Annotated in this window: 11 protein-coding genes; 5 read left to right on the top strand and 6 right to left on the bottom strand. The window is 50.2% G+C overall.

All coding sequences use genetic code 11. The features are described from left to right. Positions 1-252: 252 nt before the first annotated feature. Positions 253-1,311: a low-specificity L-threonine aldolase gene (gene ltaE / locus F1593_RS25210; RefSeq protein ID WP_149404323.1), complete on the bottom strand. Its 1,059-nt coding sequence runs from the start codon at positions 1,309-1,311 to the stop codon at positions 253-255. Positions 1,312-1,706: 395 nt separating this feature from the next. On the opposite strand from ltaE, the gene F1593_RS25215 reads away from it, so the two are divergent. Beyond that, positions 1,707-2,903: an AI-2E family transporter gene (locus tag F1593_RS25215; protein ID WP_172632439.1), complete on the top strand. Its 1,197-nt coding sequence runs from the start codon at positions 1,707-1,709 to the stop codon at positions 2,901-2,903. Positions 2,904-3,230: 327 nt separating this feature from the next. Here F1593_RS25215 and F1593_RS25220 read toward each other — a convergent pair whose 3' ends face one another. Further along, positions 3,231-3,434, bottom strand: coding sequence for a hypothetical protein (locus F1593_RS25220; RefSeq protein WP_149404325.1), 204 nt, complete (start codon positions 3,432-3,434; stop codon positions 3,231-3,233). A gap of 305 nt (positions 3,435-3,739) precedes the next feature. Next, entirely contained in the window at positions 3,740-4,777 is a 1,038-nt protein-coding gene (locus F1593_RS25225) for a LacI family DNA-binding transcriptional regulator (protein ID WP_149404326.1), read from the bottom strand. Between the two features lie 183 nt (positions 4,778-4,960). Between F1593_RS25225 and F1593_RS29665 the strand changes: the two genes are divergently transcribed. After that, complete coding sequence (locus F1593_RS29665) at positions 4,961-6,337, top strand: serine/threonine protein kinase (RefSeq protein WP_149404327.1); 1,377 nt, start codon at positions 4,961-4,963, stop codon at positions 6,335-6,337. Positions 6,338-6,458: 121 nt separating this feature from the next. Continuing rightward, the gene (locus F1593_RS25235; protein ID WP_149404328.1) at positions 6,459-7,124 is read left to right on the top strand and encodes a hypothetical protein; all 666 of its coding nucleotides are present in this window, start codon (positions 6,459-6,461) and stop codon (positions 7,122-7,124) included. 111 nt (positions 7,125-7,235) lie between these two features. Here the strand turns inward: F1593_RS25235 and F1593_RS25240 are convergent, their stop codons facing one another. Beyond that, on the bottom strand, positions 7,236-9,443 hold the full coding sequence (locus F1593_RS25240; RefSeq protein WP_149404329.1) for a serine/threonine-protein kinase: 2,208 nt from the start codon (positions 9,441-9,443) through the stop codon (positions 7,236-7,238). Positions 9,444-9,702: 259 nt separating this feature from the next. Here F1593_RS25240 and F1593_RS25245 point away from each other — a divergent pair, with 259 nt between their 5' ends. Then, positions 9,703-10,962 (top strand): phospholipase D-like domain-containing protein, encoded by a 1,260-nt coding sequence (locus tag F1593_RS25245; RefSeq protein ID WP_149404330.1) that lies wholly within the window; start codon positions 9,703-9,705, stop codon positions 10,960-10,962. 502 nt (positions 10,963-11,464) lie between these two features. Beyond that, entirely contained in the window at positions 11,465-12,079 is a 615-nt protein-coding gene (locus F1593_RS25250) for an HD domain-containing protein (RefSeq protein WP_172632440.1), read from the top strand. A gap of 10 nt (positions 12,080-12,089) precedes the next feature. On the opposite strand, the gene F1593_RS25255 is transcribed toward F1593_RS25250, so the two are convergent. Next, entirely contained in the window at positions 12,090-13,700 is a 1,611-nt protein-coding gene (locus tag F1593_RS25255) for a glycoside hydrolase family 28 protein (protein ID WP_149404332.1), read from the bottom strand. An 84-nt stretch (positions 13,701-13,784) separates the two neighbouring features. Next, positions 13,785-14,507 carry an endonuclease III domain-containing protein gene (locus F1593_RS25260; RefSeq protein WP_149404333.1) on the bottom strand — a complete coding sequence of 241 codons (723 nt, stop codon included), beginning with the start codon at positions 14,505-14,507 and terminating at the stop codon, positions 13,785-13,787. Positions 14,508-15,098 lie beyond the last annotated feature (591 nt).

The following is a 15,098-nucleotide window of genomic DNA, read 5'->3' on the forward strand; positions in this document are numbered from 1 at the left end:
CGATGGTCACGTGCAGGCGCTCACCTTAAATTGCCGCGCGCCTGCAGCTGGGGCCTTGCTTCACGCATTGCGGTCACTCCTTGCACCATTGCATCTGGCTCTTAATTTGGACCAAACTTAGGCGCACGCGCCTGCCAGCAGGTGAGCAGCAAGATCCCGCTGGTACTGGGAGTCTAACCTTAGAGAGTACAAAGAGTTTTAATATACATTGCATCAATGTATATTAAAAAGTAAAACTACGCCTGCTCCTGTCTATGCTTCGGCCAGGGCTCGTTTGATGCTTGATAGGGCACTGTCGATATGTTGGGTTTCGATGCCATAGTGGGTGACGGCCCGAATACCCTTTGGTCCCATGCGACTCAATAACACACCCTGAGCCTGTACTTTCGCCAGGAAACGATTGATCTCGGCATCCGAGGCTGGTTGCTGTTGCTTATCCAGCAGGGTAAAGATAAGGATGTTTGTTGCAACTTCATCCGCTTTAACGTCAAGCTGTGGCAACTCCGCCAGCCCGTTAGCGAGTCGTTTGCAGTGTGCGTGATCCTCAGCCAGGCGATCAATCATCTGATCCAGAGCCACGAGGCCAGCGGCTGCGATAATGCCAGCCTGACGCATACCTCCGCCCAGCAATTTACGGATACGGGTCGCGCGTCGAATAAATTCCTTATTGCCGACGAGCAACGAGCCAATGGGAGCACTCAAGCCTTTTGAGATGCAGAACATGAATGAGTCAACGCTTCTGGTCAGCGTGCTTATGGGTACATCGAGGGCGATGGCAGCATTAAAGATACGCGCGCCATCCATGTGAACTGGAATGTTGTGTGCGTGAGCCAGTGAGGTAATCTCTTCAATCTGCTCGACTGATAAAACCTTGCCTCCACAGCGATTATGAGTATTCTCAATACAGACCAGGGCGGTAGCTGCTACATGCTCATCGCTCTCATCCGCGATACCGGATGCCACTGCATCCAGATCCAGCATACCGTTGGGGTGTGTTGGTACCGCATACATTGGCGAGCCACCAAGTGTTGATGGACCGCCAGCTTCATAGTGATAGATATGGGATTGATCACCGACAATGACGGCCTGTCCACGGCCCGCATGGGTGAGCACAGCAATCGCGTTGCCCATCGTGCCAGTCGGTACAAAAAGGGCCGCCTCTTTTCCTGTAAGCTGAGCCGTTTTATCTTGTAGGCGATTCACTGTTGGATCTTCATAGTAGACATCATCTCCAACCTCTGCCCGATACATTGCCTCACGCATAGCCTGGGTCGGGTGCGTAACTGTATCACTTCGTAAATCAATGTGCATCTGCTAAACCTTTCGGTGGACTAAGAATATCAGCCTGTCCGCTGATTCCCTTTATTATAGCGTGTCAGGGAGTGGTGGGTATAGAGCCAGAGCAGAAATAGCGTATCAACTACATTTCTACTTTTTCGTGTATAGCTCGTTTTCCGGTGCCAGATTCTCTACAATATCTCTCACTTGATAGTGGTGCTTGCACCGCGTAGACTATAATAGGGAATGCTCTATTTAAATATATCGGTAGGCATAAGTTGATATTCAGTTGAGTCTTTGATGGATGATGAAGCGTGCTATAAAAAATATGTTCACTTTTGCCCATGGGGCATTTCAGGCGCGGGAGCGCTTGTACGCTAGAGTGCAGGGATGTGGTGTTCTGTGTTTGGAGAAAGGATCGGGTTCTTATGTCTGCGACAAGTGGTCCGTCAGAAACTTCCCATGCCACCCATAATGCTTCGCACTTTGAAGAATCGTTAGCGAAGTGGAAGCGTCGCCGGGATATCCCCATCGCGATCCTGGCCTGGATCGGCGTGGTGGCCGTGGTTCTCTGGGGCAGTTCCCATATTATACGTGCCCTGTTACTCCTCATCGTCGCTGCATTGCTTGCATATGCGCTGGCTCCGCTGGTACGCTGGCTGGAACGTGTGTTGCCCCGTCCCCTGGCAATTGTGATTACCTGCTTGATTGTGCTGGGCCTGCTGGCCCTCTTGATCTACTTTGTCACGTTGACCGCACTCCATCAATTTACGTCACTCTCCCAGCAGGTTGTCTATTTGCTCACGTCCCACAACGGCAGAGTCTCGCCACTGGAAAAGTTTCTCTTCTCGTTTGGCATTACCACGGCTCAGGTTGCCAACTTCCGCGAGCAGGCTGGTGCGCGCCTGGAAAGCTTCGCGGGCAGCATCGTCCCGCTGGTCTCCAGCTTTCTAGATGTACTTTTGGATGTCGTTGTCGTGGCAGTCATCACCATCTACCTACTGATCGATGGAAGGCGGCTGGAAAGTTGGTGTCGCCGTAGCCTCCCCGATTCATTTCACGCAGACTTTGTGCTTGATACATCCCAGCGCGTCGTGGGAGGTTATATTCGTGGTCAACTGCTCCTGGCGGTCCTGGTCGGCCTGCTGGTCGGCATTGGTATGCTCATCTTCCACGTTCCCTACGCTTTATTGCTGGGAGTACTGGCCTTTATCCTTGAATTCATCCCTATCCTGGGCACGCTCATCTCGGGAGCTATCTGTACCCTGATCGCCTTAACGCAAGGCTGGCTGATTGCTTTAGGTGTGCTGACCTATTTCATCGTCGTCCACATTCTCGAAGGGGATATTATAGGACCCCGCATCGTTGGTGAAGCTGTTGGCCTGCATCCGATTGTCTCTATCGCCGCCTTAATCGCGGGCTCTGAACTCTTTGGCATCTGGGGCGCACTACTTGCTTCGCCCGTCGTTGGCTTAATTCAAGCCTTCATTATTGCCATCTGGCTCGACTGGCGCAAGACTCATCCTGAACACTTCCAGAGAAGCAACGAACAACAACAACCACAGCACCATCCAGCCCTTGTTCCATCCGATGGCATCCACGAAAACCACACTCCACCCCATTGATACCATCAATTCAGGTTTTAGGAGATATTCGGGATTGAGATGTACAAATGTCGTTGCTTGTATTCACCATCAATATCCTTAAAGTATGACCAAAAACGTAGGCATCGCACGAAGCGCAGCGTAGGTCGATGCTCCGTAAAGCGTACGACCAGCTCGCTCCTACGCTCTATCATGCACCCTGGCATGGATGTTGGGGTAGGGATGGACCTACGGGCAAGTATGTCGTACGAACAATGGAGCACGGCCCTGCACTACACTTCTTGCCGTGCTTACGCTTTTTATTTATTGTTTCATATGATGGTCGCTATATGTTTAACATGCCTTTTTTTATGGTTTGCTGGTGGGGCGTTTGCTGGCTCTGAGCGTCAGGTAGACGAGGATGCCGACCAGGATAAAGAAGAGTGGGATCAGGGCATAGGCTAAATAAGCTTCGAGTAACATGGTTGTGTTCTCCTTATCGGATGCTGTGTTGGTCGGCGTGTAGCTGGAAAAAGCTCGTTCGCTATTTTTGCGATCTTCTCTATCATGCACGTTTCCCGATCCCGATAAGGAGACCTTTGTATCTGGTATTGATCTGATCAGTTTCAAATCAATCTTCACTCTTCTGCTTGATGATGATAACTCTTCCACTTTTGTGGTAATGTTTCGGAATGGTCTTCGCCATCCTGGCGCATGCGTTTTCGCACCGATGGTGCTCAAACAGATTTTTATTATGTGATGTAGAAAAGGTTCGAAGAACCTTTTCTACATCACATAATAAAAAGGGCGCAGGCGCGCACGCGCCTGCCTGCCAGAGAGCAGCAAGATCCCGCTGGTATTGGGGGGCTGACACTCTCTTAGTGTTCGGTGAATGGGATGGTGGAGTTGCGTTTGATGATGGTGTTGGGGAGTATTTCCTCGGTCGGCTCCTGGGGCTCTTTAAGGAGGGCGAGGATTTTTTGCGCTCCCTTTTGTCCGAGTTCACGGAGGGCGATATGCACGGTGGTCAGGGAGGGGACGACCATTTTCGCCATGGGCAGGTCTCCGAAGCCACAGAGCGAGATGTCCTGGGGGATACGCCATCCTTGCTGTTGGAGTCCATTCATCAGGCCAAAGGCGGTTTCGTCGTTGCAAGCGAAGACAGCGCTGGGGCGTTCTGCCAGTTGCGTGAGCTGATAGGCGGCTCGTTCACCACCAGATTGGGTGAAATCCCCTTGTATGAGCCATGTGGGGTGGATGGCGATGCCCGCTGCTTCCATGGCTTGTTGATAGCCCTGCTGGCGTTGATCGGAGACCGTGACATCCTCTGGACCAGAGACGAAGGCGATACTGCGATGTCCCAGGGAGAGGAGATAGGCGGTAATTTCGCGTGCTCCGCCCACGTTGTCGGTCTGAATCGATGGTGCCTGGATCACGTGTGGGGATAAGGTGACGACTGCCCCTCCGCGTTGCTGGATTTTTTGTACGATGGCATTGAGGTCATCTGTATAGTCCGTGTGGTTATAGCCACTACCGGTGATGATAATGCCGTCAGCGCGATAGTCCTGAAGCGTGTTGAGATAAGTGCGCTCACGGATAGGATCGCGTTCGGTATTGCACATGATGGTGAGATAGCCGTGCTCGTTGGCGATTTCCTCAACTCCGCGTGCCACCTGAGCAAAATAGGGATCAGCATTATCTCCGACCAGTACAGCGAGTAGTTTGCTGTGCTGTGCCTTCAGGCTACGGGCCAATGAGTTGGGCGTATAGTGCAGTTCCTGTGCAGCCTGTAGGACCTTCTCACGCGTTGCTTCACTGACAGGATAGGTCGAACTGCTCATGACGCGACTGGCCGTCGCAACTGAGACGCCTGCTTTTTTCGCCACTGCGACTATCGATGGTAATGGAGTTGCCATATTTTTCCTAGCGCTCAAAATACCATTAATTATTCCTTTCTGCCACTTTAGCAAAGTTCATTAAACTTGTCAATTTTGACCTGTCATACGAAATAAGACATGATATAATGTAATTCTGTATTGATTGGGTTTCAGTACAATCAGAGGTTTTTTCGAGAAAATAATCATCGAGGTGTTTTATTTATGGTGCTTCGGATCGGGCAGCGGATTGGCAACTATCGTATTATCGACGAAATCGCGCAGGGAGCGTACGCCAACGTTTATAAGGCAGTGTATAACGCTCCACACAAAACAATTGTGGCGCTGAAAATATTATATAAAGCCTTTATCGATCCCACTGCGGATGGTGATGTGCTCTCTCAAGAGGCGCATCTGCTTGAGCAACTGAAGCACCCCCATATTCTGGCCCTGATTGACTTTGGTAGCTACGAAAATTATCCCTATATCGTCAAGGAATATGCGCCGAATGGTTCGCTGCGTGAGCGTATGCGTGGTCGTCAGATGGCTCTCAATGATGTGCTCTATTTGTTGCGTGGCATCGGGGCGGGCCTGCAGTTTGCACATGATCACAAGATTGTGCACTGTGATCTCAAGCCAGAAAACATCCTCTTTAGTGCGCAAAACGAACCCCTCATTTCTGATTTTGATATTGCCCGTGTCCTCAAGACCGTCCGTTCCTTTCAGAAAGGGATTGGTGGCACCCCCTCCTATATGTCCCCTGAACATTTTAATGGCAAGGTGCGCTTTGAAAGCGACCAGTATTCCCTGGCCTGTATGGTCTATGAAATGGTGACAGGCCAGCGCCCTTTTGAGGGCAATACCGTTGAGACGTTAAAGGAGCATCATCTACACGATCAGCCTGGCGCGCCGAGTCAACTGCGTCCCGACCTGCCTCCCCATATCGAGCAAGCGATCTTACAAGCGATGGATAAGAAATATGCCAATCGTTTCGCCAGCGTGGCAGATTTTGTGAACGCCATCATCATCTATCCCAATGCACTTCAGGCTCCTGCCTGGGCAGAAGCTCTGCCTCAGAACAGTGGACATAAGCTTATCCTGCGTGAACATGTGCGTGGTCGCAAAGCTCCGGTGGATGATGATATCTTCTACGAAGAGACTATTTCTATGAATGCGGAAGCGACACTGGTTGATCTCACATCTCCTCCCAAACCCGCTCGACGGCGTGCCGCTAAATCCGCCACCACTGCTGCTAAACCTGCGGTCGGGGCTGCATCCACCAGTGCAAAGACTGCCAGGCCCAAAGCCAGCGTTAAGGCTGGCCCCACGGCGGCATCAACAAAGCCTGCAGTGAAAGCGGCAACCAGTAAGGTCAAAGCCGCTGCTGCGAAGATCCCACTTGAAAAGAAAACGCCTGCGCTTCCCAAAGCACCCAAAGCACCCAAAGCACCTACAGATGCCAGCGTTGCCAGAAAGCCCAGAACGACGAAAGCAAAGTCTGTGACCCCTGCTTCAACACCCAGGAAAGCTAATAAACAAGCAGTGGACGTGCCAGCAGACAGTTTTGCACGCAAATCCACTTCTAAAGCAAGCATGCCCTAGAAATTACGCTTGAATACAATAAATCAGTAAGAATTTGTTTCACTTTGCCAATCGCCTCACGTCTATATATTTACTGTATAAAAAATAATAGTATATGTGCTTTATATTGAGGAGATACGCAATGGGTATGCATTTTCCTGGAAAATCAGCATATTGTAGAGTTTTATTGACGCTATCTGGCCTGTTATTGCTTCTGTGTGCCATCAGTACCATCAATATCCAATCTGTATCTGCCAATAGCGTGCTCCTTCGAGATCAAGCGGGCGTTCTGGATCAAGGAAAGGTACAGACCGAGGGGGCAAAATTATCTGAGCCTCTGGGCATCTATACGACGCGCACTTTTGGTGGTGATCAGTCCGCGCTGAACGCTGACGCCAGCAGTAAGGTCGGGGATGCCTATACTATCGTGATCGAGATAGATGTCGCACATCGACATTTATCTATTGAAAGCGGTCAACAGTCCAATATCTCGAATGATCAGGCCAGCAACGCGCTTGATGCCTTCAGGCAAAATATTCATGGCAGCGATTATACAGGGGCCACGCTTGCCGCTATCGATGCGCTCAATGGCACCGCTCACAATGGCGGCGGATTAGAAGTTGTTGGTGTGGTAATAGTTATCATAATCATGGCCATAATCATTTCTCGCACGCGAAGGCGTGGGGATGGAAGAGGAAGAGGAAGAGGAAGAGGTTTCTATTCTCGTCCTTACATGTACGGTGGAGGCGGTGACTTTGGAGGGGGCGGCGGCGGAGGTGGTGGTGGTGGTGCGGGTGGTAGTTTTTAACGATAAGATAAGCATACAATGCTTTCTTAAGAAGGTCCAGCAGGGGAGCAAATCTGGCTCCGCCGCTGGACCTTCTTCACTAGCAGTTCAATCGTAAGTTGTGCTTGATCTTCAGGCCGGATCGATGAGACGTCCGACGATGCTGTAGACGATGAGGGCGATGAAGCAGATGACGATATTCGCCAGCACGTCTAATCCTACGGTTGGGAAAATTCTGAGCAAACGTGTATTGTAGAGGACATAGCCTACTTCGATAGCCAGGACGATGATCGCCAGGATCGTGGCACGAATGGATGAGCCGATGCTGGGAAATTTGCGTGGACGCAGTCTTGAGAGTCCTGTTGCCAGTCCTGCGATGCCGTAAAAGGCCAGCGGGAACCACCAGGTATGATAATTATAAAAGGCTCCCCCATGGAACAGGGTTGCGGTAAGGGTATTATTTCCTGGATAGAATGCGCTGGAGAGCAGTTCTCCAACCACTCCAACGATCAGGCCCGGCAAGAGGCCAAAGGCTCCGCCAAAGAATAAAGGGACCACCAGCACAACTGGTATCTTCTGCCCATAAATGTCAGGTCGGAAACTATTCAAGGCGCAGAAGAGGATCACTCCGGCGATGGTCGCCAGAATCGGCCACTTCAATCCATTCAGAGGCCCTAACCAATCAGCTAGAGATTCCTGGGGCTCCTGGTGATCATGGCGCTCGGCGGCACGTGATGATCCATAGTCGGACCGTCTGCCATAATCCTCTTCATCCTGCTCTGGGGGAGCGGGTCGGGGCGTCGGGCGCACTGGTGGCTGTTGTTGCTGCTGCATATGCTGCTGTTGTTCATACTGATTGGGATGGGGACGATTTTGCGGCCCTTGCTGATAGGGTGACTGCTGCTGCTGGTTTCCTGGGTTGTTGTATCCACCATAGGGCTGCTGTTGTTGTTGTTGTTGTTGCGGATATTGCCGTTGCAAATTAGGATTCAGCTGTGGAGGTTGGATGGGTTGTGGTGGCCGCGCCGGTGCATAGTTCTGTGGTCCCTGTGGCTGGTTATTATTGTACCCCCCCTGGTTCTGGTTATATCCTCCCGCAGGCGGTGTATGGGATGGAAGCACCAGTTTTTGCTGTCCAAATTGTCCGTCTACCTGCGGCGTTTGAGGCGGTTGCTGTGCTCTTCCCGCTTGTTTATTGCGGGGATCAAAGTTGGTCTGGGCGGCGGTGGTTGCCGAGTATGGATTCGGTGTGGACAGATTGTTTTCTGAAGGATTATTGGGATTGCCTGGAAAATTGTGTCCTGGTTGGGGGGGAATCGAACCCTGGCTGCCTGGCAGTCCCGTGCTGGCTTGTGTATTGTTGGGCGCGTTGGTCTGTGAGCCATAGGGCTGGGATTGCAGCATCGTGTAAGGAGCAGGGGTGCCAGCCGCAGGCTGGATTGGAGATGTTGTATTGTCTGTCTGCATCAGGGCGGTGTTGTAGTTAGTGCCGGTCGGTTGCATCTGTTCGGTTTTAAAGGATTGACCTGGCTGTGTGGCCTGTTCCAGCGCGGCGGCGAAATCCTTGATATGCTCAAAACGCTGCCTGGGATCTTTGTCCAATGCCTTCATAATGACGCGCTCAACCTCGGGCGAGATTTGCGTGAGCTTTTCGCGCATAGGTGGCGGCGGCGCGAACATATGCTGGGTACATATCTCGGTGAATGAGCCGTGGAAAGGACGTGTTCCAGTCAGCCATTCATAGGCTACCACGGCCAGTGAATACTGATCGCTGGCAGGACGAGGCTTCCCCTGAATCTGTTCTGGCGACATATAGGCGACTGTACCAATTACATCCTGTGTGCCCTGATAGCGTGAGCTCTGGGCGACCAGCGCAATGCCGAAGTCACTCAAGAGGATTTCGTTGCGCTTGCCGACCAGCATATTCTCCGGCTTGATGTCACGGTGAACAATATGCTCATCGTGGGCGTACTGTAACGCATCCGCCACCTGTTTGACATAAGGAACAATCGTTTCCAGGGGAACCACCGTTCCATGAGGATGTCGATTGCGTAGCGTACCACTGGGTGCGTAATCCATTACCAGATAGGGCGTCTCACCTTCGATGCCAAAGTCCATCACCCGCACAATGTTGGGATGGGATAGCCGTGCAATGGTTTGCGCTTCTTTTAAGAAACTGTCGGTATCGGCAGAACCGGAGAGACGTGTTTGTAATACTTTGATGGCAGCCTGTGACTTCAAATACTGATGCTCGCCGAGGTACACCTCTGCGAAGCCACCCTCTCCTAATAGTTGGAGGAGATTGTAGTTTCCTAGTCGCTGCCCAATGCGTTCGGCCATCTTGGCTCCTTCTTGCTTGCGATGTCTACCCGCATGCTTACTTTGCTGGCTCAATTGTAAAGAAATGCGGTAAGAACGTCAAGCTTCTTGCCAGGATGCCTCTCTGTGTCCTACGCTAAAAAGCTTGCCTGATGGTCATTCTGAGCGTTTTTGTATCATAAAAATCAGCCCTTTGATGGGTGACATGCAAGACTTTTCCTCATACTATGTAGATAAAGAGGAAGTGTGAGCGAGTGTGAGTCGAGAGAGGAAGGATGCTATGGCACAATGGATAGAGCGTATCCGTTCCCAGATAGGGGTATGGAAAATTATTCAATGGTATCTGGCTTTTCTCGTGGTGCCACCTCTTGTGGCGTGTGCTATTCTTGTCCTGGTGGATACATTGCGCAAGCATCATCGTTCACAGGGCCATTTTTTAAGTCTGCGTGACGAAGAGCCTGTGAACGTCAATGATACCACTGTTCAGTTGTATACCTATGGCAATGATCTTTATGATGCCATGCTGGATGCCATTGAGCATGCGCAACAGCGTATTTTATTTGAAACTTTTATTTGGAAAGATGATGTGATTGGCTATCGTTTCAGGCGGGCATTAATCGAGGCTGCGCAACGTGGTGTGGAAGTCTATGTGATTTATGACCAATTTGCCAATCTCGTCGTACCGCACTCATTTTTTCGCTTTGATACGGCTATTCATGTGTTAAAATATCCAATCGTATCCTTCCCTTTTTATCTTTTTAAATTGAAAACGTATGCCCGTGATCATCGCAAAATCATGATCGTGGATCAACATATCGGTTTTATCGGTGGCTATAACATTGGCGATACCTATGCTCGCCAGTGGCGCGACACCCATGCACGTGTGAGTGGTTCGGGAGCATTGGAAATTGAAAATAGCTTTATCGATTTCTGGAATACTCATAAACGTAGAAATCAGCTCCCGATTGCGGATCTAATCCAGCGAGATTGGAATTCTAACCTGATGATCCAGCGCAATGATCCCGTCACACTGGCATTCCCGATCCGTTCAATGTATCTGGAATCGATTGATCGGGCCGTCAAGAATGTTTTTCTCACCAATGCTTATTTCATTCCTGATCAAGCCATTTTGCACGCGCTTATCAAAGCGGCCCATCGTGGGGTTGATGTTCGCATCCTGGTGCCGGCAATCTCGAATCATATTATCGCTGACTGGTTATCACACGGCTATTATACGGAGTGTCTGAAGAACGGCATTCGTCTGTTTCTCTATAAGGGGGCGATGATTCACGCCAAAACCGCTACGGCTGATGCTATCTGGTCCACCGTTGGTACTGCGAACATCGACCGCTTGAGTATGGTTGGCAACTTTGAAGTGAATATAGAATTTTATAGCGTTGATGTAGCACGTGAGATGAATAAAATATTTGCTTATGATGCTTCCAGAGCCTACGAACTCACGCTTGAAAGATGGATAAAACGGCCCTGGTACTGGAAACTTGCTGAAACCATGCTCTTATCATTGCGCCCTCTCTTCTGAGAATCAGTAGAGATCCCCTCCGCTTTAATGCTTATCTTCTCAAGAATGTGTTAAGAAAACAAACTCACGCTCACATGAAATACCTTTTATTACCTTGAGGATTTCTTTATTAAAGAAAATTCTTTGTTAGTTAAATCTCTTCCTCGTGGATAAATTAAAAAGGAAGAGAAGAAGGGGATATAGCAAAATTAAATGTAATAGTGTAAGAAATGGTTGTATTCTACAAAAAGAAGACGCTCTGCCAAATGTATCGGTTTCTACGGAGCGCTCTAGCATAGTTTAACACACGTTAAATCATAACATGTATGTGATGTGATTCCTTGTAAATGTAAGAGGTTATACATATGTTATTGGAACGCAAGAATGTTTCAATGAAAGCTTACCGAATGGTGTTGAGGTTTTTTGTAAGTTTACCAAATCAACACATTCGCGTGAAAAATCCAAAGGTCACAGTAAAGGTCCAAAGTGCATCAGTAAGATGTAAATGAAGGAAGGGATGCCCATGGATACAACTCTGGTTGAGAAAGCTTTTGAACTGGCTGCTCGCTTGCATGCTACCCAGACGCGTAAGGCTTCGTTGGTGCCTGATGTGCCTTATCTGGGACATTTGATGGAGGTGGCTGGTCTGGTGACGGCGAGTGGCGCGCCGATGATTGCCGTAGCAGCAGCACTGCTCCACGATGCGATTGAGGATCAGGGGGCGGAGACGCGTGAACTGATTGAGGCGCAACTGGGTGGGGATGTCCTGGCACTGGTCGAGGAATGTACCGAGCCAGGTACAGGTGGCACGCAGAAAGCCCCCTGGCGCGAACGCAAAGAGGGCTATTTGCAGCATGTACGCTCATCATCCCTGCTGGCGTTGGTAATTTCCTGTTCTGATAAGGTGCAAAACGCGCATGATCTGCGTCGTCAGGTCTATGTCAATGGTGATGCGGCCTATGCGTCTTTTACGACCGGGAAGGCGGCGCGCCTCTGGTTTATGCGTGCCTTTGCCCTGGCTGCCCGTGAGCGCCTGACCGTTTTACAGGCTGAACAGCCGGGTGAGCCGCTCCTGAAGGGCATTGATTATCTCCTGTTTGAATTACAAGAGGTCCTATCCTATCTGGAGTCCCATTAATCTGTTGCTATCAGGGGGGAAATTTAACGTTGGCTTGCTGTATTCCGATCATGGCAGCAGCAGCCGAATGGATGCTTGTTCCAGCGATACGCAGATTTCTGAATGTGACGTTGACCATATGTCCATCCAGCCCGGCAATCAACGAGGGATTGGGACTAAACGCATAGGCGGTATAGTTGGCGATAGTGACGTTGTCGATGGTTCCGATGCCGTTGCGATCACTGATCTCAATGTCGATGAGGCGTTGTCGGATGTTGCCTCCAATCGCTTCCGATGTCGTGTTGAGATATTTGATGTTGTTCATGATGCTGCCATCGGCCATGTAGAGGGCAATGGCGCGATCAGCATGGATCACATCATTTTGTTGAAAGGTGATATTGGAGAGCGTAGCCCTGGTTTCGGTTCCCACTTTCAAGGCCGATTTTCGGGTATAGCAGATAGAATTCTCGATACTGATATTATGTGATGCCGCCAGTAGATGCAGCGCCCCGCTTGTCTTGACCGCGAAGCAGTCATCGCCAGTATAGATGAAGGCTCCATTGATGGATACATTGTTGGAACTATCGGGATCAATACCGTCGTTGTTGGTCATGGTTGGATCGTTCAGGATCTTCAGATTGTTGACGCGTATGGTGTGAGAATCCAGAATATGGACGGTCCACGAGCCTGAGTCGCGCAACGTGATGTCCTGCAGCGTGATATTATTGGCGTTAATGGTACGGATCAGTTTGACGCGACCAGCATCCCCGGCACTATTGCGCAGAGCCATACCATGGAGATCGATAGCTCCATGTCCAAACAGTCGGACATTTTGGACATCCTTGAAGAGTAACAAGCTGTCCGGCGTATCCCATGCATATCCTGTGCCTGAGAGGAGCGCGCCACTGCTCAGATAAAGAGAGGCATTGCTTCGCATATTTAATGTACCGGTGCGGTAGAGTCCAGCGGGAAAGTAGAGAATCGCATGTTGCGTGGCCGCTGCATAGATAGCTTGCTGGATATGCGCCGTCTGTATACTCCGCCCGCTGATATCGTTGACGTAGCGGGTGACATCCAGCACATTGCTGGCTGTAGGGTTGGGTGCGTGCTGTTCAGGGGCATCGGCGAAAAGGAACAGCTTGTCGGAGCCTGCCTGGAGGATAAGTTGGCGCGGCTCATGGAGGGTGAATGAGAGATTCTGTCCATGCACAGTTGGGTGGATGCTATAACGGCGTGGACTGATACTGTAGGAGGCTGCATTGACCGCCGTGACCGTGACTCTGGCCGCGCCAGTAAAGGCGAAGCGCACATAGCTGATATCTTTATAGCGCTCAACGAAGACCACTTGATTGTTAACTGTCACACGAATTGCACTTCGTACCGCTCCCGGTAGCGTAGTATATTGTATGAGCTGATTGGTCAGAATTCTTTTCGTTGGCTTGTTTATTGTGGTGGGCGTGGCATGGAGTGGCTCTTGTGCGATTGTCATCTGTTTGTCTGGACCACGAAATTGCTTGATACCGAACACAGCGGCCCCCACTAGTAGCATCCCCATGAAGATCCCCAATCCCAGCAGAAAATGTTTTTTCTGAGCAATATTCATCATGACCTGGCAACCTCCTTTCAACCATTGCTGCGTCACATCCTATCCTCCTTACACTATCGGATGTGGCCGCGCAATCGTTGAGGAAGTGTCGCTGTGCTGAATGTTCCGGGTTGCATACGATCAGGAAATACCCGTCTCCTGAGGATTAACACTGCCAGTGTAGGCACATTCTCGATAGAGGGGACACTGATTGCATTTTGGCTTCTGGGCGTGGCAGATCTGCCTTCCATGACGAATCAGGCCAACGTGCAGCATATAAACCCATGCTGGCGGTGCGATCTTCGCAAATACTGTATGGGCCTGATTGGCGTTCACGCTGGGACCAATCAGTCCCAGCCGTTTACTGGTCCTCCACACATGTGTATCAATCGGCATGATATTACGGCCCAGATTGAAGAGCATCACGCAGGCGGCGGTCTTGGGACCAACGCCCGGCAATTGTTGAAGATACTTCCAGCCATCTTCCGAGGATAGCTTATCAAGTTCGTCCGAGAGATAATCTCCCAGGGATTTGTCGCCGCCCTGTTCCTGTTGTTTCTCCATCAGGGTATGCAGGACATCCTGGATGCGTATCGATTTTATATTTGCCAGTCCGCCTGAGCGGATCGCATCTGCCACCTTATAGGTCGGGGCATCGCGTACCTCTTCCCAGGTGGGATAGGTATCAACAAGTTGGCGATAGGCTCTGCCTGAGTTGATATCGGAGGTATGCTGTGAAAGAATCGTACCAATCAGGCCACCCAGAGGATCAAAGTCAGGATCATTATGCAGCTCGCCATAGGTATCTATGAGGATATGATAGACATTTGTCAGATGAATGCCTGGAATGATCGATGTCGTCATGTTCTTTCCAAATCCAATCTAGTAGCAACCATCCTTCACGGGTGGTGAGAAGCTGTTACTCACACTTCTCCACCCTTGAAGGGCAATACCATTTCAATACAAGGAATTATACATCTTCCATCACCTCTCCACCCGTAGGAACCACCCTCCACGTCTCCATCCTCATCCTCATTCTCGCTCTTGAAACGGTCTTGCCACGAAATTTGGTCCCCAAAACCCTTGACAAGACCATCTTGCGTATGGCATACTCATTGAGCTGTCGAAACGAAACAATCACACCTTCCTTTTTGAAGGGATTGTGCTCCTGTTTGTTCGAACATCCTTTGTGCCACGCTAATGTGGCTCCTCTGAGATCATGCATCTCTCACGCGCTTCCCAACTTGGTTGAGATTGCCGGGAGCTGCCGGCTCTTTTTTTCGGATCGTCTCCTTGCTGGAGACAGCACGAACGATGAGTAAAATGAATTTCAGCGCAAGCGCAAATTCCCCGGGAAAAACGCTTGACAAACCACAAGGGATATGCGATACTACGGGAGTTGAAGCGAGCAAGCGAAAAGAAACGTACTGCTCCTCGACACACCAAAAACAAAGA

The organism is Dictyobacter arantiisoli (assembly GCF_008326305.1).
In the GTDB taxonomy this organism is placed as follows: domain Bacteria; phylum Chloroflexota; class Ktedonobacteria; order Ktedonobacterales; family Ktedonobacteraceae; genus Dictyobacter; species Dictyobacter arantiisoli.